This is a genomic window from Rhodobacter sp. CZR27 (assembly GCF_002407205.1).
Taxonomy (GTDB): Bacteria; Pseudomonadota; Alphaproteobacteria; order Rhodobacterales; family Rhodobacteraceae; genus Cereibacter_A.
This window is the reverse complement of sequence record NZ_CP023548.1, coordinates 730,154-756,615: the sequence shown is the minus strand read 5'-3', so window position 1 is coordinate 756,615 and position 26,462 is coordinate 730,154. Positions and strand designations below refer to the sequence as shown.

28 protein-coding genes are annotated in these 26,462 nt (G+C 68.7%); 6 read left to right on the top strand and 22 right to left on the bottom strand.

The window, feature by feature from the left end; genetic code table 11:
* Position 1: 1 nt before the first annotated feature.
* The 3 genes from CK951_RS03880 to CK951_RS03870 are packed head-to-tail and all read right to left on the bottom strand — an operon-like array spanning position 2 to position 4,205.
* Positions 2 to 1,102: a glycosyltransferase family 4 protein gene (locus CK951_RS03880; RefSeq protein ID WP_096784903.1), complete on the bottom strand. Its 1,101-nt coding sequence runs from the start codon at positions 1,100 to 1,102 to the stop codon at positions 2 to 4.
* Positions 1,099 to 3,102, bottom strand: a complete 2,004-nt coding sequence (locus CK951_RS03875) for an NAD-dependent epimerase/dehydratase family protein (protein ID WP_096784902.1) — start codon at positions 3,100 to 3,102, stop codon at positions 1,099 to 1,101. Before CK951_RS03875 ends, CK951_RS03880 begins: the two co-directional genes overlap by 4 nt.
* A complete protein-coding gene (locus CK951_RS03870) occupies positions 3,099 to 4,205 on the bottom strand; it encodes an NAD(P)-dependent oxidoreductase (protein WP_096784901.1) in 1,107 nt (368 codons plus the stop codon). Before CK951_RS03870 ends, CK951_RS03875 begins: the two co-directional genes overlap by 4 nt.
* On the opposite strand from CK951_RS03870, the gene CK951_RS21310 reads away from it, so the two are divergent.
* From CK951_RS21310 to CK951_RS03855, 4 genes are all read left to right on the top strand, one after another.
* Entirely contained in the window at positions 4,158 to 4,301 is a 144-nt protein-coding gene (locus CK951_RS21310) for a hypothetical protein (RefSeq protein ID WP_198402468.1), read from the top strand. The genes CK951_RS03870 and CK951_RS21310 overlap by 48 nt on opposite strands.
* Before the next feature lie 132 nt (positions 4,302 to 4,433).
* Entirely contained in the window at positions 4,434 to 5,432 is a 999-nt protein-coding gene (locus CK951_RS03865; RefSeq protein ID WP_096784900.1) for a zinc-binding dehydrogenase, read from the top strand.
* The gene (locus CK951_RS03860; protein WP_096784899.1) at positions 5,423 to 6,442 is read left to right on the top strand and encodes a Gfo/Idh/MocA family protein; all 1,020 of its coding nucleotides are present in this window, start codon (positions 5,423 to 5,425) and stop codon (positions 6,440 to 6,442) included. The genes CK951_RS03865 and CK951_RS03860 overlap by 10 nt, the downstream gene beginning before the upstream one ends.
* Before the next feature lie 5 nt (positions 6,443 to 6,447).
* The gene (locus CK951_RS03855) at positions 6,448 to 7,251 is read left to right on the top strand and encodes a Ku protein (RefSeq protein ID WP_096784898.1); all 804 of its coding nucleotides are present in this window, start codon (positions 6,448 to 6,450) and stop codon (positions 7,249 to 7,251) included.
* 210 nt (positions 7,252 to 7,461) lie between these two features.
* Here the strand turns inward: CK951_RS03855 and CK951_RS03850 are convergent, their stop codons facing one another.
* A complete protein-coding gene (locus tag CK951_RS03850; protein ID WP_096784897.1) occupies positions 7,462 to 8,259 on the bottom strand; it encodes a Ku protein in 798 nt (265 codons plus the stop codon).
* A gap of 137 nt (positions 8,260 to 8,396) precedes the next feature.
* Here CK951_RS03850 and CK951_RS03845 point away from each other — a divergent pair, with 137 nt between their 5' ends.
* Positions 8,397 to 9,053, top strand: a complete 657-nt coding sequence (locus CK951_RS03845; protein WP_096787153.1) for a hemolysin III family protein — start codon at positions 8,397 to 8,399, stop codon at positions 9,051 to 9,053.
* A gap of 9 nt (positions 9,054 to 9,062) precedes the next feature.
* Entirely contained in the window at positions 9,063 to 9,494 is a 432-nt protein-coding gene (locus CK951_RS03840) for a DUF1810 domain-containing protein (protein ID WP_096784896.1), read from the top strand.
* On the opposite strand, the gene rpoN is transcribed toward CK951_RS03840, so the two are convergent.
* The 18 genes from rpoN to nifD form a co-directional block, all read right to left on the bottom strand.
* Complete coding sequence (gene rpoN, locus CK951_RS03835) at positions 9,491 to 10,795, bottom strand: RNA polymerase factor sigma-54 (RefSeq protein ID WP_096784895.1); 1,305 nt, start codon at positions 10,793 to 10,795, stop codon at positions 9,491 to 9,493. The genes CK951_RS03840 and rpoN overlap by 4 nt on opposite strands.
* A gap of 64 nt (positions 10,796 to 10,859) precedes the next feature.
* A complete protein-coding gene (locus CK951_RS03830; protein WP_096784894.1) occupies positions 10,860 to 11,165 on the bottom strand; it encodes a ferredoxin family protein in 306 nt (101 codons plus the stop codon).
* Positions 11,162 to 12,469 (bottom strand): FAD-dependent oxidoreductase, encoded by a 1,308-nt coding sequence (locus CK951_RS03825; protein WP_096784893.1) that lies wholly within the window; start codon positions 12,467 to 12,469, stop codon positions 11,162 to 11,164. Before CK951_RS03825 ends, CK951_RS03830 begins: the two co-directional genes overlap by 4 nt.
* 14 nt (positions 12,470 to 12,483) lie before the next feature.
* Positions 12,484 to 13,569, bottom strand: a complete 1,086-nt coding sequence (locus CK951_RS03820; RefSeq protein WP_096784892.1) for an electron transfer flavoprotein subunit alpha/FixB family protein — start codon at positions 13,567 to 13,569, stop codon at positions 12,484 to 12,486.
* Between the two features lie 12 nt (positions 13,570 to 13,581).
* Positions 13,582 to 14,487, bottom strand: a complete 906-nt coding sequence (locus CK951_RS03815) for an electron transfer flavoprotein subunit beta/FixA family protein (protein WP_198402398.1) — start codon at positions 14,485 to 14,487, stop codon at positions 13,582 to 13,584.
* A gap of 14 nt (positions 14,488 to 14,501) precedes the next feature.
* On the bottom strand, positions 14,502 to 14,828 hold the full coding sequence (gene nifW, locus CK951_RS03810; protein ID WP_096787151.1) for a nitrogenase stabilizing/protective protein NifW: 327 nt from the start codon (positions 14,826 to 14,828) through the stop codon (positions 14,502 to 14,504).
* An 11-nt stretch (positions 14,829 to 14,839) separates the two neighbouring features.
* A complete protein-coding gene (gene nifV, locus CK951_RS03805; protein ID WP_096784891.1) occupies positions 14,840 to 16,012 on the bottom strand; it encodes a homocitrate synthase in 1,173 nt (390 codons plus the stop codon).
* On the bottom strand, positions 16,012 to 17,175 hold the full coding sequence (gene nifS / locus CK951_RS03800) for a cysteine desulfurase NifS (RefSeq protein WP_198402397.1): 1,164 nt from the start codon (positions 17,173 to 17,175) through the stop codon (positions 16,012 to 16,014). Before nifS ends, nifV begins: the two co-directional genes overlap by 1 nt.
* Positions 17,175 to 17,906 (bottom strand): iron-sulfur cluster assembly scaffold protein, encoded by a 732-nt coding sequence (locus tag CK951_RS03795; protein WP_096784889.1) that lies wholly within the window; start codon positions 17,904 to 17,906, stop codon positions 17,175 to 17,177. The genes nifS and CK951_RS03795 overlap by 1 nt, the downstream gene beginning before the upstream one ends.
* 9 nt (positions 17,907 to 17,915) lie before the next feature.
* A complete protein-coding gene (locus tag CK951_RS03790) occupies positions 17,916 to 18,236 on the bottom strand; it encodes an iron-sulfur cluster assembly accessory protein (protein ID WP_096784888.1) in 321 nt (106 codons plus the stop codon).
* 170 nt (positions 18,237 to 18,406) lie between these two features.
* The gene (locus CK951_RS03785) at positions 18,407 to 18,946 is read right to left on the bottom strand and encodes a nitrogen fixation protein NifQ (protein ID WP_096784887.1); all 540 of its coding nucleotides are present in this window, start codon (positions 18,944 to 18,946) and stop codon (positions 18,407 to 18,409) included.
* The gene (gene fdxB, locus CK951_RS03780) at positions 18,927 to 19,232 is read right to left on the bottom strand and encodes a ferredoxin III, nif-specific (protein WP_096784886.1); all 306 of its coding nucleotides are present in this window, start codon (positions 19,230 to 19,232) and stop codon (positions 18,927 to 18,929) included. The genes CK951_RS03785 and fdxB overlap by 20 nt, the downstream gene beginning before the upstream one ends.
* A gap of 84 nt (positions 19,233 to 19,316) precedes the next feature.
* Entirely contained in the window at positions 19,317 to 19,787 is a 471-nt protein-coding gene (locus CK951_RS03775; RefSeq protein WP_096784885.1) for a NifX-associated nitrogen fixation protein, read from the bottom strand.
* Positions 19,784 to 20,218, bottom strand: coding sequence for a nitrogen fixation protein NifX (gene nifX / locus CK951_RS03770; protein WP_198402396.1), 435 nt, complete (start codon positions 20,216 to 20,218; stop codon positions 19,784 to 19,786). The genes CK951_RS03775 and nifX overlap by 4 nt, the downstream gene beginning before the upstream one ends.
* Before the next feature lie 13 nt (positions 20,219 to 20,231).
* Positions 20,232 to 21,599: a nitrogenase iron-molybdenum cofactor biosynthesis protein NifN gene (gene nifN, locus CK951_RS03765; RefSeq protein WP_096784883.1), complete on the bottom strand. Its 1,368-nt coding sequence runs from the start codon at positions 21,597 to 21,599 to the stop codon at positions 20,232 to 20,234.
* Complete coding sequence (nifE, locus tag CK951_RS03760) at positions 21,599 to 23,062, bottom strand: nitrogenase iron-molybdenum cofactor biosynthesis protein NifE (RefSeq protein WP_096784882.1); 1,464 nt, start codon at positions 23,060 to 23,062, stop codon at positions 21,599 to 21,601. The genes nifN and nifE overlap by 1 nt, the downstream gene beginning before the upstream one ends.
* Before the next feature lie 246 nt (positions 23,063 to 23,308).
* Positions 23,309 to 24,829 carry a nitrogenase molybdenum-iron protein subunit beta gene (gene nifK, locus CK951_RS03755; protein WP_096784881.1) on the bottom strand — a complete coding sequence of 507 codons (1,521 nt, stop codon included), beginning with the start codon at positions 24,827 to 24,829 and terminating at the stop codon, positions 23,309 to 23,311.
* A gap of 101 nt (positions 24,830 to 24,930) precedes the next feature.
* Entirely contained in the window at positions 24,931 to 26,412 is a 1,482-nt protein-coding gene (gene nifD / locus CK951_RS03750; protein WP_096784880.1) for a nitrogenase molybdenum-iron protein alpha chain, read from the bottom strand.
* Positions 26,413 to 26,462: the final 50 nt, after the last annotated feature.

Sequence of the window (26,462 nt, the reverse complement as noted above, 5' to 3'; positions counted from 1 at the left end):
GTCACCTCGCGGCGCGGAGGGTTTCAGGGATGGGGCAAAGGCCGGTGTAGATCGCGGCCATTGCGCAGGCCTGCCGGTCCGGGGTGTAGAGCGACGCGCGCCCCGCCGCCGCCTGCCCGAGCTGCCTGCGTCGCGACGGATCGCGGATCAGCCGGTTGACTGCCGCCGCCAGCGCCACCGGGTCCTGCGGCGGGAAGAACTCGGCCGCGCCCTCCCACAGTTCGCGGAAGGTCGGGATGTCGGCAAGGACGAGCGGCAGCCCGCCGCGCGCGGCCTCGAGCACCGCAAGCCCGAACGGCTCGTAGCGCGAGGGCGAGACGAAGATCGCGGCGTCGCGCATCAGGTCGAGCACCTCGCCATGCGGCAGCTCTCCGCGGCTCTCCGCATAGCGGATCGCGATCTCCTGCCCGACGGGCGAGGCGGTGGCGCCCGCCATCACCACCTTCCAGCCGATCAGCGGCGTCGCCGCATCGAGCACGGCTGCGTTCTTGCCCTCGTCCCACCACCGCCCGGCGGCCAGAACCATCGGCTGCGCCATCCGCCGCACCGGCGGGGCATGGCGGCTGGCGTTGGGCACGACGCGCACCTCGGGCAGCGGGCCATAGGCGCGCAGCATCAGGTCGGCATGTGCGCGGGTGGGCGTCACCACCACGTCGGCGCTGGCCAGCCCGAGGCGGTTCAGCCGCCGCTGCCAGAGCCAGCCCGAGGGGAGCACGCCATCGCGCATGGCCGCGAACCAGGTGACGACGCAGGAATGCGCGACCGCCAGCACCGGCACAGGCACGGACAGGCCCGCGGCCTGCGTCGGCAGGTTGAGATGGATCAGGTCCACGCGGTGCTGCCGGGCTACTCCGGCGATCATCTTCGGCACCACGGCCAGTTCCGCCTCGCCGCTCACCAGCCAGTCGAGCGGCGCGTCGCACCATTCAAGGGTGCCCAGAGCCGCGGCCTCGCGCCGCTGCTCTGTCGTGGGCTCGGGTCCGAAACCCGCAAAGACAAAGCGCACCTGCCCGGCAAGCCCGGCGGCAAGGTCCATGGCATACCTCCAGACGCCCCCCACGGCGTCCAGGGTCATCAGCACGGTCAGGCGGGGTTCCGTCACGCGCGCAGCCTTTCCGGTTCGCGGGCGGGCCTCACCCGGTGGGTGGCCAGCCACTCTGCCAGATCGGCAAGACCGGCGCGCCAGCCAATCTTCGCCTGCCAACCGATCGCGGCGGAAAGGGCGCGGGTGTCGGCCACGAAGTAGAGCTGGTCGCCCTGCCGCCAGTCGTCCTGCGTCACCGGCACGGGCCGCCCGAGAAGGCGGCCGATCTCGGCCAGCACCTGCCGCAGGCTCACCGCATTCGCCGCACCACCGCCGAGGTTGAAGGCGCGGCCCGCGACGTGGCCCTGCTCCAGCGCCTGCATCAGCCGCAGGTAGGCCGCCACCGCATCGTTGACATGCAGGACATCGCGCACCTGGCGGCCGTCGCCATAAACCGACACGCCCTCGCCGCCGAGAGCCCGGATCAGGAAATGGGCGACCCAGCCCTGATCCTCGGTGCCGAACTGCCGCGGCCCGTAGATGCAGGACATCCGCAGCACCGCCGAAGGGATGCCATAGCTCTTGGCATAGTCGAGCACATACTGGTCTGCCACGCCCTTCGAGCAGCCATAGGGCGTCGAGAAGTCGAGCGGCCGATCCTCGGCCAGGCCGTGGCGCAGGATGCGGGGATCCTCCGGCACATGGCGTTCGTCGCCGGCCCGCATGTCCAGATCCTCCAGCGCGCCATAGACCTTGTTGGTGCTGGCGAAGATCACCGGCACCGGGCGCCCGGTGGAGCGGATGCCCTCGAGCACGTTCAGCGTGCCGCGGGCGTTCACCTCGAAATCCGCCACCGGGTCCTGCAGGCTGGTGGTCACCGCCGTCTGGCCGGCGAGGTGATAGACCGAGGCGGCGTCGCGCACGGCCTCGGCCATGGCGGTCTCGTCGCGCAGGTCGGCGATCATCGGATGCAGCCGGTCGCCGTGGCGCTCCTTCAGCCAGCGCAGGTTGTCCTCGACCCCGGGCCGGCTGAGATTGTCGACTAGGATCACCTCCTGCCCGTCGCCAAGCAGCGCATCGGCGAGGTTCGAGCCGATGAAGCCGGACCCTCCGGTGATCACGGCGGGCCGTGCCGCCCGGGCAAGGCCGGGCGAGCAGAGCCCGGTGATGGCCGTCACCCCTGCCACCCCCTCGGTCGAAAGCAGCCGTCCCAGCAGCTTCGGCCGCCCGGCGGCATCGACCGCCCCCAGGTGGTAGTGGCGAGGATCGAACCAGAGCCCCTCCTGCACCGGCACGTGGCGCGGAAGGTCGCGCCAGCCATACCAGTAGATCCGCTCGGCCGGGGCCTTGAGGGCACCGGCGAAGCGGCGGGCCTGCTCCAGCTCGTCATTGCGCCATGTGGAATAGCCGGTCTCGGTGATCCAGATCTCGCAGTCCGGGTTGTGGCGGTCGAGAACGGCCCGCATCTCGCCCAGATGCAGGTCCCATCCGCCCCAGGAACCTTCCTCGCTGTCCCAGGTTCCGGGAAAGCCGTGGAAGCCGGCGGCGGCGCATTGCGCCAGCACTCCGCGCTCGCCCATCAGGTCAAGCCAGAGCGGATCGAACGGACAGGGTCCGCCAAGCACGGCCTTCCAGCCGCGCTCGCGCACCCACCACGCCGCCCCGCCTACCATCTCGCAGAACAGCAGGAAGTCGCCGTCCAGCCGCCAGTCCCAGTCGAGCAGGTTGTTCGGCTCGTTCCACAGTTCGACATGCGAGAAGCAGGTGCCGTAGCGGGTCAGGACGTGATCGATGAAGTCGGCATAGGACTTCAGCTCCCGGGGCGGACCGGAACAGCGCCCGGTGCGCGACAGCGAGGGCGGCGTATAGTGGATGCAGGGCAGCAGCTCCACCTCGCGCGCAAGGCGCGGGATCAGCCAGTCGTGCCACTCCGCACCGCCGGGCGAGAGATATTCGGCCCAGCTGAGATGCGTGCGCAGGTAGCTGGCGCCCGCGGCCCGCATGCCCGCGAGCGCCTCCTCGACCCGGTCGTGCTCGCCGGGGCGGAACCATTCGACGAAGCCGAACGCCCGGGTCACGTCACAAGCCCCCGCTCCTCGAGCTGTCGGCGCATGTCGGCGCCACGGTCCAGAGCCATCGAGCCGGCGACCCAGTCCACGAAGTGGCCCAGCGACTCCTCGAGCCGGAAGCGCGGCTCGAAGCCCAGCAGGCGGCGCGCCTTCGCGATGTCGGCAAAGCAGTTGCGGATGTCGCCCGACCGCGCCCGGTTCAGGATCTCGGGCGTGATCTCCGGCCGGCCCATCGCGCCCGCCAGCAGCCGGGCCACGCCCGAGATCGTGTAGGCCGTGCCCGAGCCGATGTTGATCACCTCGCCGGCGGCGTCGGGTGTTTCGAGCGCAAGCCGGAAGGCGCGCGCGACGTCGCGGACATGCACGAAGTCGCGCTTCTGCTCGCCGTCCTCGAAGATCGTGGGCCTTTCGCCATTCGCCAGCCGCGAGGCGAAGTTCGCCAGCACCCCGGTATAGGGGTTCGACAGCGCCTGCCCCGCGCCAAAGACGTTGAACAGCCGCAGCGCCACCGCATCGACCGAATAGGCCTCGCCATGGATCAGGACCGCCTGCTCCTGCGCATATTTGGTCAGCGCATAGATCGAGGCGAGATCCACCCGCTTGGCCTCGTCGGTCGGAACCGCGGTCAGCGCCTCGCCCGCGGCATCGAGCGGGTTCCAGCGTCCGGCGCGGATGTCGGCGGGCCTGCGCCGGACGCGCTCCTCGATCGTGCCGTCCGCGCGGGCATAGTAGCCCTCGCCATAGACGCTCATCGAGGAGGCGACGACGATGCGCGAGACCGGCCGGTCGATCAGCGCCTCGAGCAGCACCGCCGTCCCGAGGTCGTTCGCGCCGACATAGCGCGCAATCTCATACATCGACTGGCCGACGCCCACCTCCGCCGCCAGATGCAGCACCGCATCGCAGCCCTTCAGCGCCGATGCGACCCGATCCGCGTCGCGCATGTCGCCACGCACGACCTCGGCGCCCTCGGGCAGGGGGACGGCCACCCCGTCGTGAACCTGGGCGATCAGGGCGTCATACAGACGCACCTCATAGCCGTTCGAAAGGAGGTCCTCTGCCACATGGCGGCCGATGAAACCGCAGCCGCCCGTGATGAGTATCCGCGCCATGAGAAGATCCTGATGCTGTCAAAGATGATGCTGATGCCGGGCGGCAACCTGAGGATTGCGGGAATGTTCCATCCGGGCCTGCAATTGTTGCCGTGACCGAGGGTTTTCCGCCGAGGCGGGCACGGGGTCGGGTCTCTTCTCTCGTCCCCGCGTCCGTGGCTGGAACCTCGGCCCGGGCCGTTCGTTCCGCAGGATGATCATGAAGCTGGCGAACCGACCGGAGGACGCATGAACGTCTCGCTTACCCCAGCCCGCGACCATCGGGCCGATGCCGCCCGGATGCGCGCGGCCCGCCTGACCGGGCCCGGCCACATCGAGATCGTCTCGCTTCCGCTGCCCGACCCGGCCGAGGGCGAGTTGCGGATCGCCATCGAAGGCTGCGGGGTCTGTGCATCCAATCTCGGGCCATGGGCGGGGCCGGAGTGGATGAGCTTTCCCACCGAGCCCGGCGGCATGGGACACGAGGGCTGGGGCAGGATCGACGCCCTCGGCCCCGGCGTCTCCGGGCTCGCACAGGGGCAGCGGGTGGCCTTCCTCGGACAGCACGGCTATGCCAGCCACGAGGTTGTCCCGGCGAACCACTGCCTCCCCCTGCCCGACGACATGGCCTTTCCGGCCGAACCGGTGGCCTGCGCGCTGAACATCTTCCGCCGATCGGGCATCGCGCGGGGCGACCGGGTGGCGATCGTCGGCATCGGGTTTCTCGGCGCGCTTCTCACCCGGCTCGCCTCGGATGCGGGCGCCGAGGTCATCGCGATCTCGCGGCGCGAGGGGTCGCTGGCGCTCGCGCGCCGGATGGGCGCGGCACGGACTGTGCCCATGCTCGACCATCACGCCATCGTCGAGGAGGTGCGCGGACTGACTGGCGGGCGTTTCTGCGACGTGGTGATCGAGGCGGTGGGCAAGCAGTGGCCGCTCGATCTGGCGGGCGAGCTGGTGGCCGAGGGCGGGCGGCTCGTGATCGCCGGCTACCATCAGGACGGGCCAAGGCAGGTCAACATGCAGCAATGGAACTGGCGCGGGATCGACGTGGTGAACGCCCACGAGCGCCGGCCCGAGGTCTACCTGAGCGCCATGCAGGAGGCGATCGAGGCGGTGCGCAAGGGGCGTCTGGATCTCTCGGGGCTGATCACGCACAGCTACCCGCTCGACCGGCTGGCCGAGGCGCTGGATGCGACGCGGGACAAGCCGGGGGAATTCGTCAAGGCGGTGGTCACGTGCTGCTGAGCCTCGGGACCCGCCCGCGGCTGGCCTTCGTGGGGCTGGGCTGGATCGGCAGGGCGCGCATGAAGGCGCTGGCCGAGGAAGGCCTGGCCGAGATCGTGACCTTGACCGACCCGGACGCCTCGGCGGTTGCGGCGGCGCTGGACCTCGCGCCCGAAGCGCGACCCGCAGCCACGCTGCGCGAAGCGCTGGACGAGGCGCCGGACGGAGTGGTGATCGCGACGCCCAGCGCGCTGCATGCCGCCGAGACGATGCAGGCACTGTCGGCAGGCTGCGCGGTGTTCTGCCAGAAGCCGCTCGGGCGCAGCGCGGCCGAGGTGCGCGAGGTCGTGGCGGCCGCCGAGGTCGCCGACCGGCTGCTCGGGGTCGACCTTTCCTATCGGCTGACCGCGGCGATGCAGGCGATCCGGCCGCTTGTGGCGAATGGCGAACTCGGCCGGATCTATGCCGTGGACCTCACGTTCCACAACGCCTACGGGCCGGACAAGCCGTGGTTCTACGACAGGGCGCTGTCGGGGGGCGGCTGCGTGCCCGATCTGGGCGTGCATCTGGTGGACCTTGCGCTCTGGTCGCTGGGCTGGCCAGAGATCGAGGCCGTCGAGGCCCATCTGCTTGCCGGCGGCCGACCCGCACGTCCCGACGAGGTCGAGGATTATGCCGTGGCCACGCTGCGCACCGCCTCGGATTGCGTGATCCGGCTGGCCTGCTCCTGGAAGCTGCAGGCGGGTCGCGACGCGGTGATCGAGGCGCAGTTCCACGGCACCGAAGGGGGCGCGGCGCTGGCCAACATCGGCGGCTCGTTCCACGACTTCGCGGCGCATCGTCACCGCGGCACGCGGGCCGAGCCGCTGGCCGCCCCGCCCGACGACTGGGGAGGTCGCGCCCTGCTCGACTGGACACACCGGCTGGCCGAGGGTGGCAGGTTCGATCCCGAGGCCCGGCATCTCGTCTTCCTGCACGAGGTGCTCGACCGGATCCATGCGGCCGGAACCCGGATGCCGGGCACGGGTTGAACGGGATGGCAACGCGGACCTACTGGAAGGGCTACCTGAAGCTCTCGCTCGTCACCTGCCCGGTGACGCTGATGCCGGCGACCTCGGACGCCGAGCGCATCCGCTTCCGAACGCTCAACCGCAAGACCGGCCACAGGGTGTTAAGCCGGCTGGTGGATACGGAAACCGGAGATCCCGTGTCCGAGGAGGACCAGGCCCGCGGCTACCCCAGGGGAGAGAGCGGACATGTGATCCTTGAGGACGAGGATCTGGACGCCGTGGCGCTTGAAAGCACGCGGACCATCGACATCGACTGTTTCGTGCCGGCGGACGACATCGCGTGGATCTGGTATGACCGGCCGCACTACCTGATGCCCTCCGACCCGGTGGGCGAGGAAGCCTTCGCCGTGATCCGCGAGGCGATGCGCGCCACCGGCCGGGCGGGCATCTCGCGGCTGGTGATGGGCGGGCGCGAACGGGCGATCCTGCTCATGCCGCGCGGCGAGGGGATCATCCTCTGGACCTTGCGCTTCGGCGACGAGGTCCGGCCAGCCGAGGAGACGTTCAAGGGGACGGGTGGAAAGACGCCGGACGCCAAGGCCCTCACCCTGGTGCGCAAGCTGATCGACGAGAGCACGCAGGCGTGGGATCCCGCCATGGTGAAGGATCCGGTGCAAGAGAACCTGCTGGAGATCCTCCGCAAGAAGAAGGAGAAGACCAGGCCGCGTGCGGGCCGCGGTGCCGCCAAGGCTCCGGCCACCGGCAATGTGGTCAACATCATGGACGCGCTGCGGCAGAGCATCTCTGGTGGCAAGAAACGCGGATCCTGACGGGGAGGTGCCGCCCTTGGGGCCATTTAGGCCCCTGCGGGCGGCGTTGCCACGGAACGCGTTGACCGACGGCTCTCCGACGGAAGCGTTCGGACATCCGCTGGCCAAGCGGTCGTCGAACGATCCGCCTTCCGCGGCAGCGCCGGATCCGGGGGTTCGATGCCCCCGGAGCCGGCACCCTCCGCCGGAAGATTGCCGCGTGATGCGGGATCAACCGGCCTTCCGGGATCGGCGTTCCGCAGCGGCGGCGCTCTCCCGCAGGGCTGCGAGCAGATCGGTCGGCTTCGCCGCTTTCGGCGCGGCCCGGCGCCGGGGCTTCCGCCCCTCGAGCTTCGACTTCACCAGCTCCGCCAGCGCCGCGTCGTAGCGGTCGTCGAAGGTGCCGGGATCGAAGCGTCCCGCCTTGGTCCCGATGATGTGCTTCGCGAGATCCAGCATCTCGCCCTTGATCTTCAGCTTCGGGATGTCGGCAAAGGCCTCCTCCGACGATCTCACCTCGTAGTCGAAGTTCAGCGTGTTGCCGATCATCCCCACCCCGTGCGGCCGGATCAGCATCGTCCGAACCCGCCGGAACAGGACCGCCCGCGCCAGCGCCGCCACCTTGCGCGCCTTCATCCCCTCGCGGATCAGGGCAAAGGCCTCCTCGGCCTCGGCGCCGGCGGGCGTCAGGTAGTAGGGCTTGTCGAAATAGGCGCCATCGACCTCGCGGCAGGGCACGAAGCTCGCCACCTCCAGCCGCTTGTCGCTTTCGGGCACGGCGGCGGCGATCTCCTCGGGCTCGAGTTGCACGAACTCGTCGGGAGCGACTTCATAGCCCTTCACCTGGTCCTCGCCCGGAACCGGCTTGCCCGAGACCGCATCGACGAACTCGCGTCGGACGCGGTTGCCCGTCCGGCGATTGACCGTGTGGAAGGTCACCCGATCCGAGGTCGAGGCTGCCGCATGCAGCGCCACCGCACAGGTCAGTTGCCCGACCGCAAGCCAGCCCTTCCAGATCGCTCTTGGCATCGTCCGCGCCCCGCTGCTTCCGCGAGTCCAAGCCCGAGGCCCCGCCCCAGGTTCCCGCTACGGAACCCGCGCGCGCAGCCCCGATCACGCAAAAGCCATGCCGGGCTCCGGGCGCGCCGTGCTACCATCGCGACATGATGCAGCACCTGGAACCGCGTATCGAGTACAGCCGCGCAGAGCGCGTTTCAGACGCCGCCGTTCACGTGTCGGGGGTTGCTGCCGCGCTGTTCGGCGTCCCGATCCTGATCGCGGTGACCGTGCTCTGGCGAGGCGATGGCATGGCGGTCGCGGGCGCCACGATCTATGGCGTGACGCTGATCCTGATGATCTTCTGCTCGGCGATCTACCACATGATGCCGCATCCGGACTGGAAGGCGTTCTTTCGCCGGCTGGACCATTCCGCGATCTACTGCAAGATCGCCGGCACCTATACCGCCTTCACCCTGATCTCGGGCCACGGGCTGGCGCTGCTGGCGGCGATCTGGGCCGCCGCTCTCTGCGGCACGGTGCTGAAGCTGCATTCGCCCGACCGGTTCCGCTGGGGAGCCCTGGCGCTTTACCTCGGCATGGGCTGGCTGGGCGCCGTGTTCGGCTGGCCGCTGTTCTCGACCATGTCCGGGTCGGTCCTGGTGCTGATGACCGCGGGGGGGCTGCTCTATACCGTCGGCGTCGCCTTCTTCCTGTTGGAGCGCTTGCCCTTCCACAACACGATCTGGCATGTCTTCGTCCTGGCTGCGACCGGCGTGTTCTACGCCGCGGTGATGATCCACGTCGCCGGAACGGCGGCCGCCTGAGAGGAACGGATGCAGGACGACCCCTTTGACCTGAAGCGCTTTCAGGTCGCGCAGATGCCGGTGTTCGAAACGGCCATCAAGGAGCTTCGCGCCGGCCGGAAGCAGAGCCACTGGATGTGGTTCGTGTTCCCGCAGCTGCGCGGGCTCGGCCATTCCGCCAATGCCGAGCGCTACGGCATCGCCTCGCTCGAGGAGGCACGGGCCTATCTCGCGCAGCCGGTGCTCGGCAAGCGGCTGGAGTTCGCGACCGAGATCGTCCTGTCGCAGGACCCCAAGGCGGTCCGAGACGTCTTCGGGACGCCCGACGACCTGAAGTTCCATTCCTGCATGAGCCTGTTCGACGTCGCCGACGGCAGCGCCTTCTCGTGCTTCCGTTCGGCGCTGACGCGCTGGTTCGACGGCAAGCCCGATGCGGGGACGGCGCGGCTGCTTGGACTCTAGCAGGCCGCAGCCGCCCGCTTGCGGTCGTAGGAGGACGGGATTCCCAGCGCTTCGCGGTATTTCGTGACGGTGCGGCGGGCGAGGACCGCGCCGGAGGCTTTCGCGGCTTTCACGATGGCGTCGTCCGACAGCGGCTTCGCGCGGTCCTCGCGCGAGATGATCTCGCCCACCAGCGCCATCAGCGCGTCCTGCGATTGCGGCGCGTCCGGCCCGTCCGACGCGACCGAGCGGCTGAAGAAGTTGCGCAACGGGATCAGCCCGCGCGGCGTCTCGATCAGCCGGGTGGCGGTGGCGCGGCTGATGGTGGACGGGTGCAACTCCAGTTCCAGCGCCACCTCGTCCATCGACAGCGGCTTGAGCGCCCGCGGACCGTGATCGAGGAACGCCTGCTGGTGCCGGACGAGGCAGGCGGCGGTGCGCAGGAGCGTCGTCTGCCGCCGTTCGACCGCCCGCATCAGCCAGCGCGCCTGCGACTGCGCCCGCGAGAGCCACGCGTCCGCCGCCGATTGTCCGGTTTCCGACACGACCCCGACCGAGACGCGCGGAAGCTGCGCGCGGGTCAACTCGACCTCCCAACCCTCCTTGCCGCGCAGCACGCGCAGGTCCGGCGGCTGGATCGGCAGGCGGCCGTGCTCGAAGGCCTCGCCGGGCTTTGGGTTCAGGCTGCGGATCAACGCGAGGTTCTCGCGGATGTGGGCGACCTTGCAATCGCAGCGGCGGGCGAGTTCGGGAAGCTTGCCCTCGCCCACCAGATGCAGGTGGTCGAGCATGGTGCGCAGCTCCCAGGTCAGCAGGCCCTGGTCCTCGAGCTGCAGCGCGAGGCACTCAGCCAGCGAGCGGGCGAAGAGGCCAACCGGCTCGAAAGCCTGAAGGCGGTCGAGGATCGCCAGTGCCTCGTCCTCCTCCACCCCGGCGGAGGCCGCGATCTCCGCGACCGGCAGGCCGAGCCAGCCCGAAGGCTCCAGCGCCTCGGCGAAGGCCAGCGCGATACGACGGTCGCCGGGATCGAAGAAGGCGAGGTCGATCTGCTCCTCGACATGGGCGAGCAGGCTCACGGGCTGCGCCTCGACCGTGGCGAAGGCGTCGCGGTCCACGGCGTTCTGGATCCCGCGCGAGGGCAGCGCGGGCGCGACCGAGGCGCCTTCGGGCACGCGCACGTCGAGACAGGGATTCTCCAGCGCCTGCGACACGAGGTATTCGGTCAGGTCGGCGTTGCTCATCTGCAGGATGCGCAGCGACTCCTGCATTCTCTGCGTCATGGCCAGCTGGGTCGTCTGGCGCTGGAACTGCATCATGTCCATGAGCGCACCCTAGCATCTTGCGCCGAGTCGGGGCTGCGCGCACCGTCGCAGCCCCGCATCTTCATCAGCCGAACTTGAACAGCACGCCGTAGCCGCCGCGCGGCCAGAACCAGTCGATCTCGCCGGTCTCCTGGCAGATGATGCGGCACGAGCCGCATTCCATGCAGCCGTCGGCGACGACTTCCACGCGGCCCTCGTCGTCCTTGCGGTAGCAGCCGGCGGGGCAGATCTGCACCAGCGCCTGCAACTCGGGGCTGTCCTGATCGGTCTTGGCGTTGATCCGCACATGCGGACGGCCCTCGTCCACGAGGTAGCGGTTCTGGTAGAGCCGCTCCTCCATCCGGGGGGACTTGCCGGTCTTGTCTGTCATCTCCACGCCCTCGCCAGTTTGAAGAAGTCCTTCGCCACGCCGAACCAGCCACCCGCGCCCCGGACGAGGTTGCGGATGGCGAGGCCCTCCTTGCTCTTCTTGTCCATGCCATCCACGCGGAAATAGGTGCGGATCGCGCGGTTGATCTCGGCCGGATAGGCGTTGAACAGCTGCCGGTTCTTCTCCAGCAGATGCGGCACCTTCCGGTATTTCTTCAGGTCCTTCATCACGAAGCTGTCGGCCAGCTTGTCGCGGAAGAGCTTGAGGTTCTCGTTGGTGGGCGGCAGCCCCTTGGCCTTGAGTTCCACCAGCGACTCTGCCGCGAGCCGCCCGGTCGTCATCGCGAGGTTCGACCCCTCGCGGTGCACGGCGTTCACGAACTGGCCCGCGTCGCCCACGATCATCCAGCCGTCACCGGTCAGGTTCGGGATGGCGTCGTAGCCGCCTTCCGGGATCAGGTGCGCGACATATTCCTTCATCTCGCCGCCGCGGATCAGCGGGCGCACCGAGGGGTGGTTCTTGAACTTGTCCAGAAGCTCGTAGGGCGAGATCTGCGTGCGGGTGAAGTCCGACAGGATGCAGCCGACGCCGATCGAGATCGACTCCTTGTTGGTGTAGAGGAAGCCGGTCCCGACCATGCCCGAGGACACCGAGCCCAGCACCTCGATCACCACGCCGTCGTCCTCACCCTGCAGGTTGAAGCGCTCGCGGATGGTTTCCTCGGGGAAGAAGTGCGTCTCCTTCACGGCAAGGGCCACATGCTGCGGCTTCACCTCGGGGCGGAGCTTCGCGCGCTGGCCCACGACGCCGTTCACGCCTTCGGCCAGCACCACCACGTCGGCGAAGATCGGCCCGCCCTCGCGGTCGGTCTCGACGCCGACCACGCGGCCCTCGTCGTTCTTCACGAGGTTGGTGACGGTGGTCTCGGTGATCAGCGTGGCGCCCGCCTCGCGGACCTTCTTCGAGAACCACTTGTCGAAGGGCGCGCGCAGGATGGTGTAGCGGTCGGGCTTGTCGCCCTCGAACTGGTCGGTGCGATAGTGGCCCGCGGAATGCGAATGCTCCGACAGCATCCAGAACCGCAGTTCGCCCACGTGACGCTCGAGCGGCGCATCCTCGCGGAAGTCGGGGATGATGCGCTCCAGCGCGTCGGAATAGAGGATCGCGCCCTGCACGTTCTTCGACCCCGGATACTCGCCGCGGTCGATCTGGAGGACGTTCATCCCCGCCTTGGCCATCGTGTAGGCGCAGGCGTTCCCCGAGGGGCCGGCGCCGACGACGATCGCATCGAAGTGGTCTTTCATGGTCCCGTCCCCTTTCAGCTGGCCATCTTGCGTGCGCCGAGGCGCCGCTCGAAGGCATCCGCCAGCGCCGGCAGCACGGTGAGTGCGTCGGCGACGATGCCCAGGTGGGCGAATTCGAAGATCTTCGCGGAAGGATCGGTGTTGATCGCGAGGATCAGGTCCGCGCCTTCCACCCCCACCCGGTGCTGGATCGCGCCGGAGATGCCGGCGGCGATGTAGAGCCGCGGCCGGATCGTGTTGCCGGTCTGGCCGATCTGGCGCTCGGCCGGCATCCAGCCCTTCTGCACTACGGGGCGCGAGCAGCCGTATTCCGCGCCCAGCACCTGCGCGAGCCGCTTCACGAGGCGGAAGTTCGCCTCGTTCTTCAGCCCCATGCCGCCCGCGACGACGATGTCGGCATAGGCGAGGTTGGCCTTGTTGGTCGTGGCGTCGGCGACGAATTCGAGGACCTTCGTCACGATGTCCTCTTCCTTCATCCGCAGCTGTTCCCAGATCATCCGGCCGGCGCGGCTGGTGTCGGGCTTCGGCATCCCGAAGACGCGCGGCCGCACCGTGGCCATCTGCGGGCGGAAGTTCAGCGTGTGGATGGTGCAAAGGAGCGTGCCGCCGAAGGTCGGACGTGTCGCGGCGAGCGAGTTGTCGTCGTCGATCCTGAGTTCCGTCGAGTCCGCGGTCAGGCCCGTCTGCAGCGTCGTCGCCACCGATCCGGCGAGGTCGCGGCCCAGCGGCGTCGCGCCGAGCAGCAGGATTTCCGGCTTATGCTTGTTCACGAGGTCAGTGAGGATCTCGGTATAGGGCGCGTTGCGGTAGTCGGCCAGCGCCGGATCCTCGCAGATCAGGCAGACGTCGGCGCCATAGTGATAGCTCTCGCGGATCGCCTGCTTGGTCTCGGGCGCCTTCGGGCCCAGAACCACGGCGTAGAGCTGGACGCCCAGCCGGTCAGCGAGCTTGCGGCCCTCGCCCATCAGTTCCCAGGATACGGGATGGACCTTCCCGCGCTCGATCTCGACGAAGACCCAGACGTTCTTGTAGTCCTTGAACCGCTCGGGCAGCTCCTTCTTCATCGAGGCGCGGCCGGCAGCTTGCGGCGTGTTGGTCATGGCGCTCTCCTGTCAGGCGGTTGCATGGGCCGAGGCCATGTCGGCCTCGAGTTTCGAGTCGCGGGCGAAGATCAGGTCGAGGATCGCATCCGCCATCGCGGCCGGGTCCTTGCCCTCGACGGTGACCATCTCGGCGGGCTCCTCGCGGGCGGACGGCGCGAAGACGCGCTTCACCACGGTGGGAGAGCCGCGCAGGCCGCATTTCATCACGTCCGTCACGCCCGCATCCTCGGCCGACCAGACGGTGACCGGCGCGCGTGCGGCGCGCAGCAGGTCCTGGATCGAGCCGCGGCGCGGCACGTTCGAGTCCTCGAGCATGGTGATCAGCGCGGGCAGCTTCGAGCGCAGCACCTGCACGCCGCCCTCGGACCGGCGCCGCACCACGATGGAACGGGCGACGAGATCGAGCGAGTCGATGGCGCTGACATAGGTCAGCTGGTTCAGCTCCATCCGCCGCGCGATGCCGGGGCCGACCTGCGCGGTGTCGCCGTCGATGGTCTGCTTGCCGGTGAAGACGATGTCGATGGGCCGCTCCTCGGCGATCTTCGTCAGCGCCGTGGACAGCGCGAACGAGGTCGCAAGCGTATCCGACCCCGCGAAGCGCCGGTCGGTGATCAGCACCGCCTTGTCCGCCCCGATCCCCAGGCAGCGCCGCAGCGCATCCTCGGCCATGGGCGGGCCCATGCAGAGCACGGTGACCTTCCCGCCGTATTCGTCGCGCAGCCGCAGCGCCTCTTCCAGCGCGAAGAGGTCGTAGGGGTTGACGATGGTCGGCACCCCTTGCCGCATGATCGTGTTGGTCACCGGATGCACGCGGATCTGCGCGGAATCCGGCACCTGCTTGATGCAGACGACGATGTTCAGGCCCTTGAAGGGCGGCGGCGGCGGGTCAAGCCCTTCGATGATCGGCTCGTCCATGGGAGGGGCTCCTTTCAATCCGTGAGTGTCTGGATGCCGGCCAGCGGCACGAAGGTGCGGGAGGGCTTCGCGAAGACCTTGAAGACCCCCTGCTCCAGCGGCGTGCTGTCGACGAAATCGGTGTAGGCGCGGGAAAGCGCGTCGCGGGCGGCCGCGCGGGCGTCCTCGGCCCCGAGCGCCGCGAAGTCGATCGCGGCAAGATACTGGCCGAAGCGCTTCATGATGTGCAGGCGCGAGACGTTCACCACCTCGGGCCGGTAGGGATGCTCCAGCGCGTCGAAGATCTCCTCGGCGGTGGAGAGCTTGCGGAGCGCGTCGAGGACGGCGGTTCCTGTGGACATGGCGGTCTCCATCACGTGGTCTCCTTCAGGCTGGCGAGCAGCCGGGCGAGGTCCTCGGCCCCGGCGCTGCGCTTGGTTTCGGCGGCCCAGTCGCGCAGCGCGGGGATCAGCGCCTCAAGCGTCGCCTCGTCGGCCGGCAGGCCCGCCGCGGCCAGCGCACGGGCAAGCCCGGCGGCCGAGGAATGCTTGCCGATGGCGATGCGATGGCTGCGGCCGAAGCGCTCGGGGCGGAGGTCCGCGCTTTCATAGGTGGCGCGGTCCTTCATCAGCCCGTCGACATGGATGCCGCATTCGTGGGTGAAGACGCCCTCGCCCACGATGGGCTTCTGCGGCGACAGGGGGCGGCCCGCGGCCTGCGCCACCAGTTCGGACAGGTCGCAGAGCCGCCCGAGCGCGATGCCCGTCGGCCGGCCGGCCGCCTCCAGCGCCGCCGCGACCTCTTCCAGCGCGGCATTGCCCGCGCGCTCGCCGAGGCCGTTCACCGTCACCGACAGATGCGAGGCGCCGGCGCGGACCGCGGCAAGGCTGTTCGCCGTGGCCATGCCCAGATCGTTATGGGCGTGGAACTCGACCGGCAGCGGGCAGCGCGCGACGATCCGCGCCACCAGATCATGCGTCGCGAAGGGATCGAGCACCCCCAGCGTATCGGCCAGCCGGAAGCGGATGGCCCCCGCCTCGGCGGCGATATGGGCGATCTCGGCCAGGAAGAACGGATCGGCACGCGAGGCATCCTCGGCCCCGACCGAGACATGGTGCCCGGCCCAGGTGGCGGCCCGGACGAGCTTTTCCACCCGGCGGCGCACCCAGTCGGCATCGCGGCCGAGCTTGGCGGTGATCTGCCGCTCGGACACCGGCACGCCGATGTGCAGGCGGCGGACGCCGGTGCGCTGCGCGGCCGCCAGATCCTCGGGGCGCAGGCGACACCAGACCACCGGCGCCGCACGCCGCAGCACCGCCGCCACCGCGCGGATGTCGGCCTGCTCGTCCTCGCCCATCGCGGGCACGCCGATCTCGACCTCAGCCACGCCCGCATCCTGCAGCGCCTCGGCGACCGCACGCTTCTCGGCGCGGGTGAAGGCCACGCCGGCGGTCTGTTCACCATCACGCAGCGTCGTGTCGCACAGAGTGACCGGCGCGAGCGGGCTCTTGCTCAGGAAGGCCGTGGCGGGGTGTTGGCGGCTCATCACTGCACCTCCTCGGCCCCGAAGGGCGACAGCGCGCGCAGCTGCGCCACGATCGGCGGCAGCGCCTCGATCACGCGGTCGATCTCGGCCGCCGTGGTCTCGCGCGACAGCGAGAAGCGGATCGCGCCATGGGCGGCGGTGAAGGGCACCTTCATCGCCCGGATGACGTGGCTCGGTTCCATCGAGCCCGAGGCACAGGCGGCGCCCGACGAGACGCAGATCCCCGCGCGGTCGAGCAGCATCAGGATCGCCTCGCCCTCGGCGAAGTCGAAGGCGATGCACGAGGTATTGGGCAGCCGGTCGCGCAGGTCGCCCAGCACGCGTGCCTTCGGGATGCGGGCGAGGATGCCCTGCTCCAGCCGGTCACGCAGCAGGCGCATCGCGACGTGATCGACCTCGAGCGCCAGTTCGGCCGCCCGGCCGAAGCCGGCGATGGCGGGGATGTTCTCGGTGCCCGCGCGGCGACCGCGTTCCTGCTTGCCGCCGCGGATCAGCGGCTGGAACGGCACGCCCTTGCGGAGGTAAAGCGCGCCCGCGCCCTTCGGCCCGTGCAGCTTGTGCGCGCTCATCGACAGCATATCGATGTCGGTGCCCCTGACCGAGACGGGGACCTTGCCCACCGCCTGCACGGCATCGGTGTGAAACAGCGCGCCCACGCCATGCGCGAGTTCCGCCAGCCCCTCGACCGGGAAGATCGTCCCGGTCTCGTTGTTGGCCCACATCAGCGTAACCAGCGCCACGCGCGGCGACAGCGCGGCGCGATAGGCGTCGATGTCCAGCCGCCCTTCGGCATCCACGCCGATGCGGTGCACCTTGATGCCCTCATGGCGCTCCAGATGGTCGCAAAGGCCGAGCACCGCCGCGTGCTCAACAGTTGAGGTCACGATCTCGCGCCGTGCCGGGTCGGCGGCGAGCGCCGAGCGGATCGCCGTCGCATCCGCCTCGGAGCCGCCCGAGGTGAAGACGATCTCGCTCTCGGCCCCCGCGCCGATCAGCTGCTGCACCGCGCGGCGCGCAGCGGCCAGCGCCCGCGCCGGCGCGCGGCCCATCGCATGCATCGAGGACGGGTTGCCGAAGTCCCCCGTCATGAAGGGGATCATCGCGTCCAGAACCTCGGGCAGCAGCCGGGTCGTGGCGTTGTTGTCGAGGTAGACGCGATCCATCACCGGGCTCCCGCGATGCTCACCAGCGGCTTCTGCTCGGGGATGACCCGGATCGGCCGGCCCAGCGCGTCGGCGAGGCGCTTCTGCAAACCACCGAGCGTCAGCGCCGCCAACTGGCAGCCCGAGCAGTTCCCCGTCAGGTGCACCCGCACCTTCGAGCCCTCGACCGCCAGCAGCGTGACGTCGCCGCCATCGGCGCGCAGCGTCGGGCGGACGCTGTCGATCACGCGGGCGATCACCTCGGCCTCCTCGGCGGGCGAGAGCGGCACCTCGCGCATCACCTTGGGCTTCGATTCATGCTTCGGTGCCAGCAGCTTCACCGCGGCGGGGGCGGCTTCGGCCTTCGGCGCCTCGGGCTCCAGCCCCAGGAAATGCGCCAGCGCCGCCTGCAGCGCCTCATTGCCGAGGTCGGCCGCGCGCCGCCGCTCGCCCGGCAGGCCACCGAGTGCTGCGTCGATCGCATCGCCGGTCAGGCACCGGGCTTCCTCGACCGTCTGGCCCGCCACCAGCACTGTCAGCGCCGAGCAGCAGGCGATGGCGTCGCCGCCGCCGAAGGCCTGAAACCGCGCCTCGGCGATCACCTTCGTCTCGGGGTCGATGCGCAGCATCAGCCGCACCGCGTCGCCCGTCTCGAGCGAGCCGGCAGAGCCCACCGCATTCGCGGCCTCCAGCACGCCGGCATTGCGCGGGTTGAAGAAATGGTCGAGCGCCTTTTCCGAATAGTCGAGCATCACGTCACCTCAGCAGAAGGACTTGCCGCAGCCGCAGCCGCCCTTGGCGTTCGGATTGTCGAAGACGAAGCCGGTTCCTTCGATCGACGACACGAAGTCGATGGTCGTGCCCTTCAGCTGCTCTCCGCTGGCCGGGTCGATCAGCACGCGCACGCCGCCCGCCTCGACGATCACGTCGTCCGCGGCTTCCTTCAGCTCGAGCGCCATGCCGTATTTCAGCCCGGCGCATCCGCCGGACTGCACCATCAGGCGCAGGCCCACGACGGGTTGGCCGGCGCCTTCGATGGCACCCTTGATGGCGGCCTGGGCAGCGGGGGTAATCTGGATCATCCGGTCTCTCCTGAGTGTCGCGGGTCCCGCATCAGGAGAAGCATGCATCGTGCCAAGTTCCGAGGACGTTTGATTTCAGCGCCTTGGGAAGTGGACGGTCGTCGGTCGGTTCTGACAGGAACACGACAATGACGGGTTTGCGACAGCGACCCGGGCCTGTCGCCCGGACCTCAGTCCGCGCCGGGCGCGAAGCAGACCGGCTTTTCGGCGCAGTCGTCGCAATGCGGCGCAAGGCACATCGTGCCGCCGTTGTCGCTGCAGATCTGGCGGTAGAAGAACCGCTTCCAGCGCATGTTGCGCGTGTTGGCAGCGTGCAGCCGCGGGAAATGGCGCTGGATCAGCAGGCCGAGGTGAGCCCGCGAGGGCAGGCCCAGATCCTCCCACAGGTGGCTGGTCTCCAGCGAGCGGCGGGCGAGGATGGCGGCCAGCCAGCGCGCCTCGTCCCCCGTGCGCCCGCCCCGCCACAGCAGAAGCGTGACGATGTCGGCCTGTTCCAGCGGAACGGCCGACAGCGGCAGCAGCGAGGGCAGCGTCAGGCCCGGGCACCAGCGCGCGGTCAGCGCGACCAGCGCCGCCGGCTCCAGCCCGAGCAGGTCGGTCAACTCGCCCTTCCCCGCGGCGTGCTCCCGCAGGGCATGGGCGAGGATGGCGGCAAAGTCCGCCCGGTCGGCATCGTGGTCGGCGAGGACGTCAGCGCTCCACAGGTTCATGGGTCTGGCAGTCCTTCGGGCAGACCCGGTTGCAGGCGCCGCAGCCGACGCAGAGGTCGGGGTTCACCATGACCATGACCTTGCGCAGGATCTCGTCGTCGTCATCGTCGTCGTCCTCCGAGACCTCGACCAGGTCACCGTCCTCGTTGACGCCGCGCAGCGTCATCACGTCGTGGCCGCAGACCTTGTAGCAGCGGCCGCAGCCGATGCATTTCTCGGAGTCGATGGAAATCAGGAACTTGGGCGTGTACTCGACCCCGCCCCGGGTAAACGCAGTAATGAACAAGGTTGTCTCCTTTGAGGTCACCGGGCCGTGCCCGGATACGGATGGGGCCGCGAGAAGATGGCGGCCACTCGCGGCCGCCTCCGGTCAGTCGCGCGCGGCGTCAGGATAGGTTTCGATCTTCTTCACAGCGTCGGCGGTCAGCTTCTCGCCGGCCTCGGCCAGCTTCTCGTAGGTGGCAAAGCCGAAGCGGTGCACGTCGCGCAGGTGCTTCGAGATCAGCACCAGGCTGCCGCCGATCAGCACGATGCGGCCGAAGCCCTCGTGGTTGATCTTGGCCATCTGGCCCGCCATGACGCCCGTGCGCTTCTCCACCAGCAGGCCCACCGCATCGTAGAATTTCTCGATCCGAGCGATCACCTCGGGCTCGGGGTCGCAGATGATCGGGATCTCGCGCCGCTCCTCGGGCGTCACGATGTATTCGGCCAGCAGCTCCGCATCGGACTTGCCGTCCCAGTGGCCATAGCTGTCCTGCGCCCGGATGATGGAGGCAAGCTGGTTCAGGTAGTCGCTCTTCGGGTAAAGCCCGCCACGCGGCAGGGTTTCGGTGTCGCTCATTGTGCTTCCTCTTCCATGAAGCTCTGGGCCGGGCGGCCGAGGACTTTCCGCAGGAACGGCGGGATGTTGCCGTTCAGCATGGTCTGCACCTGCTCGATCACGGAGGCGATCGGCTCGGGATCCTTGCGCTTGATCGGGTGCACGCCCGCGCGCACCACCTTGGCCGCAGCCGGTCCGCCGATGGCGAGCACGAACAGCAGCGCGCAGCCTTCCAGCGCCTCGACCTTCGGCGTGATCCGGTCGGCGCTGTCGTCGTGCTTGCCGCCCTGGTCAGTGGTGGCATCGAACTCGATGGCTTCCACGAAGCGGGCGCTTCTTGCCGAAACCTCCCAGATCGCGAAACTCCGGCACGAGCCGAAGTGGGCGTCGAGATGTTCGAGGTCGTTGGTGGCAATGGCGATCCTGAGGGGCGCGTCGGCCGGGTCGGTCATGGGGGGCTCCGGGTCAATGATGCGAAGGCGGCGGGGGGGCATGGTCGAACTCCGGGGAGATGCGGGCAGCGCCGAAATCCTCCGGGCGCGGCCGGTGCGGATGCGAAAGCACGGCATTGGCGATCTCGTAGAGGAAGGCGCGCGTGCCGCGGTATCCGGTGCGGCAGACGTCCTGCGCGCCGAGGCGGTCGAAGATCGGGAAGCCCGCGCGGACATGGGGCATGTGCAGCCGCTCGGCCATCATTCGGCCATGCGCGTGGGTAAGCAGCAGCTTGCAGCCCCCGGCCTCGGCCGCGCGTTCCAGATCGCCGAGGTCGCCCACGATGACCTCGGCGGTCGGAATGCGCTCGGCGGCCCGGCTGCCGGTGGTGGTGACGACGGTCAACTCGGCACCCATCGCGGCCAGCGTCGAGCCGAGCGCCAGGCCGAGATCGGGTTCGGCGCCCATGGCGACCTTCAACCCGCCGATGTGGAAATGCGCGTCGAGCATCGCATCCGAGAGCCGCGCGCGGTCGCGCCGCACGGTGGCGGGAACGTCGGCTCCCGACAGCTTCATCAGCGTTGTCACGAAGGCATCGACCGCCTTGAGGCCGGTGAGCGAGGGGAAGACATGCGCGGCCACCCCAAGGGCGGCCAGCTTCTCGGCCGCCGGCCGCATGGCCTCGCCGATGGCGAGTGTCGCGATGCTGCCGCCCATTGTCGCGATGTCGACAAGCTTCGTGCCGCCCAGCGAATGCCCGCGCCAGTCCTCGGCCAGATGCCCGTCGAGCGAGAGCGAGATGTCGGGCAGGATCACCGGGTTCAGCCCGAAGGCGCGGATCAGGCCCGCCACCTCCTCAACATCGGCCGAGGTCATGTGGCTGCCGGGCAGCAGGTTCACCTGGCCCGGGCGGCGGGTGCAGGGCACCGCCAGCGCATCGATGATCGCCTCGACCGCGCGGGCCCAGCCGTCCTCGAGTCCCCCGGCAAAGTCGGGGGTTGCGGCGTAGACCACGGACGTATCCGCGAAGTCGGTGCGGCGGCGGAGCATCTCGCGCAACTCGCCCGCCACGTCCTCGCCGCGCGTCTCGACCAGCGCCGTCGAGGCGATGCCGATGAACTTCGGGTTCGCGCGCTTGCGGATGTTCTCGATCGCCTCCTCGATCTGCTCGCCACCGCCGAGGATCGCCGAGACCTCGTTCATCGCGGTGGTCTGGAGCGGGATCGCCTCCTTGAAGTGGCGCACCATGTGGACCATCGCGAAGGCCGTGCAGCCCTGGGCGCCGTGGAAGAGGGGAATGGCGCCCTCGATGCCGAGATAGGCCATTGCCGCGCCCAGCGGGGCCGAGACCTTCAGCGGGTTGGTGGATAGCGCGCGGTCGGGGTGGATCAGGCGGGCCATCAGCAATCCTCGAAATCGGCTTTGGAGCCTGGAACGGCCGAAAGGACGAAGGGCTCGTCGGTGGCGTCGCAAGCCGACATCTCCCACGGCGCGGGGCTGCGCAGGTCGGCCCACATCGGGTTGTTCACCGCCCGGTCGATGGCGCGGACCAGCTCGACCATGCCCACGTAGCCCGCATAGGGCTCGTGCTTTTCCTGGTTGACGTCGATCCACGGCACGCGGGCCTTCAGCGCCACGAATTGCGAGCGTCCGCCCGACATCAGCACGTCGGCCCGCGCCTCGCGCAGCATCTTGTACATCTCCTTGGGCGCCATGTTCTCGTACATGTGCGCGTCGGTGCCCATGATGTCGGTGACGCGCTCGCGGTCGCCATCCGTGGCCTTCCGCATCGAGGTGCCGACCACCTCGACCCCCAGTTCCTGAAGCGCCGAGACCACCGACCAGGTCTTGTGGCCGCCGGTGTAGAGCAGGACGCGGCGCCCCTCGACCTTCGGGCGAAGGGGAGCAAGCTCCGCCCGGGTCCGCGCTTCCTCTTCCGCGATGAGGGCGTCGCAGCGGTCGAGAAGATCGGCGGGGGCGCCGCGCTCCACCAGCAGCCGGCACATGGTGCGCAGCGCGGCGGAGGTGTCGGAAATGCCGTAGAAGCTGCCCTCGAACCACGGGATGCCGTGGCGCTCCTCGAGCTTGCGGGCGATGGCCATGAAGGCGTGCGAGCAGACCAGCATCGTGACCCGGGCGCGGTGCATCATGGCCACTTGCGCATAGCGGGCATCGCCCGAGATCGAGCCGAGGATGCGGATGCCCAGGCGGTCCAACAGCGGCTTCACCTGCCAGAGCTCGCCCGACAGGTTGAAGTCGCCGATGATGTTGACGTCGAGCGGCGTGACGGTGGCGGGCTCCATCGTGCCCACGACATGCTCCACCAGCGCATCCACGCCCAGCTTGTTGCCGAGGTTCTTGGACCCGACGTAGCCCGGAACGTTGACCGGGATCACGGGCCGGCCGAACCGCTCGGCCGCGGCCTTGCAGACCGCACCGATGTCGTCGCCGATCAGCGCCGTCACGCAGGTCGAGTAGACGAAGACCGCCGCCGGGCTCTCCTGCGCGATCACCTCGCGGATGGCGCGGAACAGCTTCTTCTCGCCGTTGCCCATCACGATGTCGAGTTCGCTGAGGTCGGTGGTGAAGCCCTTGCGGTAAAGCTCCGACCCCGACGAAGCCGAGCCGCGGTTGTCCCAGCCGTTGCCCCAGCAGGCGAGCGGCGCATGGACGAGATGGGCCACGTCGGTGATCGGCTGCAGCGCGATCATCGCGCCATCGAAGGCGCAGCCGCCCGCCGCAGCGCCGGGGGTGAGTTGCTTGGCGCAGCCCTTCTTCCGCTCGCTCTCGGACTTCGCGACGTTGGTCGCGCAGCCGGGCTCGACGAAGGCGGTCTGGATCTTCTGCTTCAGCGCTTCGGACATCTGTCCCTCCGGGCCATTCGACAGCAGAGAAGCAGGCACCGTGCCAAGCATGAGGTCCCCAAGCCTTTTCAGCGGCTTCGGCCCGAAGGCCCCGTGTCGGGCCGCACGGCGGAACGACGGAAGGGAGGGCAGACAGCCGCCATTGTCGGATCTGCGACAGGCCCACAAAGAACGACGGCCGGTGCGGGAGGCGCACCGGCCGTCTGGAAGCAGGCAGCGGCGGCCCGTGGCGGGCCGCCGTCCGATTCAGCGCGTCAGGTCGAACGAGATGTCCGATTCCGTGTCGAGCTTGTCGAAGATCGTGTCGAGCAGCTTCACCAGCACGTTCAGCGCCCCCTGGTAGCCGAAGGTCGGGAAGCGGTGGTGGTGGTGGCGGTCGAAGATCGGGAAGGTCAGGCGGATCAGCGGCACGTTGCAGTCACGCTCCAGATACTTGCCGTAGCTGTTGCCGATCAGCAGGTCCGCAGGCTCGGTGGCGAGGATCGAGCGCAGGTGCCAGAGGTCCTTGCCCGCCCAAACCTGGCAGCCTTCGCCGAAGGGCGAGGAGGCCAGCAGCGCCTTCATCTTCTCTTCCCAGTCCTTGCCGCCGTTGGTGGCGAGGCAGTGCTTCGGCTCGCCGCCGGTCTCCATGACGAAGCGGGCCATCGCATAGACGAAGTCCGGGTCGCCGTAGATCGCGTAGGTCTTGCCGTGCAGGTAGGCCTGGCTGTCGGCCATCGCGTCGATCAGGCGGCCACGCTCCAGCCGCAACTGCTCGGGGATTTCCTTGCCGGTCAGTTCCGAGAGCTTCATCAGCAGCTCGTCGGTCGCCTGCACGCCCATCGGGTAGTGGAAGGCGGCCGTCTGCTGGCCGACTTCCTCGGCAAAGGCCAGGGTCTTGCGCGAGCAGTATTCCTGCAGCGAGATCGTGGCCTTGGCGTTCAGCGCGGCCTTGATCTCGTCCTGCGTCGTGCCGCCGGCATACATGCGGAACTCGCCATCCGAGGGCGTGTCATAGACGTCCGACACGTCCGACAGGATCGTCGCCTCGACCCCCATCACGCCCAGCATCCGCTTCAGCTCGCGGATGTTGCCGACCGCATAGCCGTCGAAGCCAGGGATGATGTTGATGCCCTCGCCGGCGGTGCGCGGCGCATCCTTCCAGAAGGTCGACAGGATGCCCTTCTGCATGTTGTCGTAGCCGTCGACGTGGCTGCCGACGAAAGCCGGGGTATGGGCGAAGGGCACCGGGAAGTCGGCCGGCACGCTTTCCTTTTCCTTCGACTTGATGATGAAGGAGTTGAGGTCGTCGCCGATGACTTCCGCCATGCAGGTGGTCGAAACCGCGATCATCTTCGGCGAGTAGAGCGCGTAGGTGTTGGCCAGGCCCTCGATCATGTTGTTCAGGCCGCCGAACACCGCCGCATCCTCGGTCATCGAGGACGAGACCGCCGACGAGGGTTCCTTGAAGTGCCGGGCGAGGTGCGAACGGTAGTAGGCCACGCAGCCCTGCGAGCCATGCACGAAGCTCATGGTGCTGTCATAGCCCGCGGCGGCGAAGACGGCGCCAAGCGGCTGGCAGGCCTTGGCCGGGTTGATCGTGACGCAGGAGCGGGCGAGGTTCTTCTCGCGGTAGTCCCAGGACTTCGTCCAGTCCTCGACCTCGGCCACCTTCTCGGCCGGGGTCGCGTTCTCGTAGGTGGCGCGCTTCTTCTCCAGCATCGCCTGGTATTCGGGTTCCTTGAACAGGTCCTTGTGATCGAGGATCTTCTCGGCCGACTGCGGCATGGGCGTGTTCCTTCTGCTGGCCGTCCTCATTCCGGGACGCGCCTGGCACGGGTGATGGGGGGAGGATCCGGGGGACGGGAGCAGGCCCCCCGGAGGTCGGCTCAGGCCGATTTCTTCCAGGGCGCGTCGAACATGCCCCAGACGGGGTTGTTGATCGCAAGGTCCATGTCGCGCGCGAAGATCGCGTAGCCGTCATAGCCGTGGTAGGGGCCGGAGTAGTCCCACGAGTGCATCTGACGGAACGGGATGCCCATCTTCTGCGTGTTGTACTTCTCCTTGATGCCCGAGCCGACCAGATCCGGACGGATCGCCTCGACGAACTTCTCGAGCTCGTAGCCCGAGACGTCGTCGTAGATCAGCGTGCCTTCCTTGATGTAGTGGCCGGTGCGCTTGTAGTCGTCGTTGTGGGCGAATTCGTAGCCGGTGCCGACGATCTCCATGCCGAGGTCATGGTAGGCATCGACCACGTGGCGCGGACGCAGGCCGCCGACATACAGCATCACCTTCTTGCCTTCGAGGCGCGGCTTGTACTTCGCGTTCACCGCATCGACGAGCGGCTGGTATTTCGCGATGACGGCCTCGGCATTGGCCTGGATCTTGGCGTCGAACTTCGCGGCGATGGCGCGCAGCGAGGCCGCGATCTGGCTCGGCCCGAAGAAGTTGTACTCCATCCACGGCACGCCGTGCTTCTCTTCCATGTGCCGGCAGATGTAGCTCATGGAACGGTAGCAGTGGATGAGGTTCAGCTTCGCCGCCGGCGCACGCTCGATCTCGGCGATCGTGGCGTCGCCCGACCACTGGGCGATCACGTTCAGGCCGATCTCTTCCAGCAGGATGCGGCTCGACCAGGCGTCGCCGCCGATGTTGTAGTCGCCGATGATGTTGACGTCATACTCGCCGGCCACGTAGCCCGCGCGCGCGCCCTCGCCCGCTTCCAGCACCCAGTCGCGGATCATGTCGTTCGCGATGTGGTGGCCGAGCGACTGCGACACGCCGCGGAAGCCCTCGCAGCGCACGGGAACGATGCGCTTGTCGATGTCCTTCATCTTCTTCTTCGACACCGCCTCGATGTCGTCGCCGATCAGGCCGATCGGGCATTCGGACTGGATCGAGATGCCCTTGTTCAGCGGGAACAGCTCGTTCAGCTCGTCGATGGACTTTTCCAGCTTCTTGTCACCGCCGAAGACGATGTCGTTTTCCTGGAAGTCGGTGGTGACCTGCATGGTCACGAACGAGTCCACGCCCGTGGTGCCGGTGTAGTAGTTGCGGCGCTGGGACCACGAGTAGTGGCCGCAGCCGACCGGGCCGTGGCTGATGTGGAGCATGTCCTTCACCGGGCCCCAGACCACGCCCTTCGAGCCGGCATAGGCGCAGCCGCGGATGGTCATCACGCCGGGCACCGACTTGATGTTCGATTTCACCGTGTCGCATTTCGACTGGATGCCGGGCTCGGCTTCCGTCAGCGGCTGGGCGACGGCCAGGTGTTTCGCGCGTTTCTTCTTCGCCTTGTCGGGGTAGGCGGCCAGCACCTCCTCGATCAACTTCAGGTTGGCTTCCGCAGAATCTGCAATGTCTTTCGCCATGGGGCGGGCTCCATTCGGCAGGGAGGGGAAGGGACCGGGCGGCGCCCGGC

Excerpts from the sequence above, each read along its gene's own strand:
- CK951_RS21310 (WP_198402468.1), top strand. The coding sequence starts at position 4,158 with ATGGCGGCCGATGAAACCGCAGCCGCCCGTGATGAGTATCCGCGCCAT.
- CK951_RS03870 (WP_096784901.1), bottom strand. The coding sequence starts at position 4,205 with ATGGCGCGGATACTCATCACGGGCGGCTGCGGTTTCATCGGCCGCCAT.
- CK951_RS03865 (WP_096784900.1), top strand. The coding sequence starts at position 4,434 with ATGAACGTCTCGCTTACCCCAGCCCGCGACCATCGGGCCGATGCCGCC.
- CK951_RS03855 (WP_096784898.1), top strand. The coding sequence starts at position 6,448 with ATGGCAACGCGGACCTACTGGAAGGGCTACCTGAAGCTCTCGCTCGTC.
- CK951_RS03850 (WP_096784897.1), bottom strand. The coding sequence starts at position 8,259 with ATGCCAAGAGCGATCTGGAAGGGCTGGCTTGCGGTCGGGCAACTGACC.
- CK951_RS03845 (WP_096787153.1), top strand. The coding sequence starts at position 8,397 with ATGCAGCACCTGGAACCGCGTATCGAGTACAGCCGCGCAGAGCGCGTT.
- CK951_RS03840 (WP_096784896.1), top strand. The coding sequence starts at position 9,063 with ATGCAGGACGACCCCTTTGACCTGAAGCGCTTTCAGGTCGCGCAGATG.
- rpoN (WP_096784895.1), bottom strand. The coding sequence starts at position 10,795 with ATGGACATGATGCAGTTCCAGCGCCAGACGACCCAGCTGGCCATGACG.
- CK951_RS03830 (WP_096784894.1), bottom strand. The coding sequence starts at position 11,165 with ATGACAGACAAGACCGGCAAGTCCCCCCGGATGGAGGAGCGGCTCTAC.
- CK951_RS03825 (WP_096784893.1), bottom strand. The coding sequence starts at position 12,469 with ATGAAAGACCACTTCGATGCGATCGTCGTCGGCGCCGGCCCCTCGGGG.
- CK951_RS03820 (WP_096784892.1), bottom strand. The coding sequence starts at position 13,569 with ATGACCAACACGCCGCAAGCTGCCGGCCGCGCCTCGATGAAGAAGGAG.
- CK951_RS03815 (WP_198402398.1), bottom strand. The coding sequence starts at position 14,487 with ATGGACGAGCCGATCATCGAAGGGCTTGACCCGCCGCCGCCGCCCTTC.
- nifW (WP_096787151.1), bottom strand. The coding sequence starts at position 14,828 with ATGTCCACAGGAACCGCCGTCCTCGACGCGCTCCGCAAGCTCTCCACC.
- nifV (WP_096784891.1), bottom strand. The coding sequence starts at position 16,012 with ATGAGCCGCCAACACCCCGCCACGGCCTTCCTGAGCAAGAGCCCGCTC.
- nifS (WP_198402397.1), bottom strand. The coding sequence starts at position 17,175 with ATGGATCGCGTCTACCTCGACAACAACGCCACGACCCGGCTGCTGCCC.
- CK951_RS03795 (WP_096784889.1), bottom strand. The coding sequence starts at position 17,906 with ATGCTCGACTATTCGGAAAAGGCGCTCGACCATTTCTTCAACCCGCGC.
- CK951_RS03790 (WP_096784888.1), bottom strand. The coding sequence starts at position 18,236 with ATGATCCAGATTACCCCCGCTGCCCAGGCCGCCATCAAGGGTGCCATC.
- CK951_RS03785 (WP_096784887.1), bottom strand. The coding sequence starts at position 18,946 with ATGAACCTGTGGAGCGCTGACGTCCTCGCCGACCACGATGCCGACCGG.
- CK951_RS03775 (WP_096784885.1), bottom strand. The coding sequence starts at position 19,787 with ATGAGCGACACCGAAACCCTGCCGCGTGGCGGGCTTTACCCGAAGAGC.
- nifX (WP_198402396.1), bottom strand. The coding sequence starts at position 20,218 with ATGACCGACCCGGCCGACGCGCCCCTCAGGATCGCCATTGCCACCAAC.
- nifN (WP_096784883.1), bottom strand. The coding sequence starts at position 21,599 with ATGGCCCGCCTGATCCACCCCGACCGCGCGCTATCCACCAACCCGCTG.
- nifE (WP_096784882.1), bottom strand. The coding sequence starts at position 23,062 with ATGTCCGAAGCGCTGAAGCAGAAGATCCAGACCGCCTTCGTCGAGCCC.
- nifK (WP_096784881.1), bottom strand. The coding sequence starts at position 24,829 with ATGCCGCAGTCGGCCGAGAAGATCCTCGATCACAAGGACCTGTTCAAG.
- nifD (WP_096784880.1), bottom strand. The coding sequence starts at position 26,412 with ATGGCGAAAGACATTGCAGATTCTGCGGAAGCCAACCTGAAGTTGATC.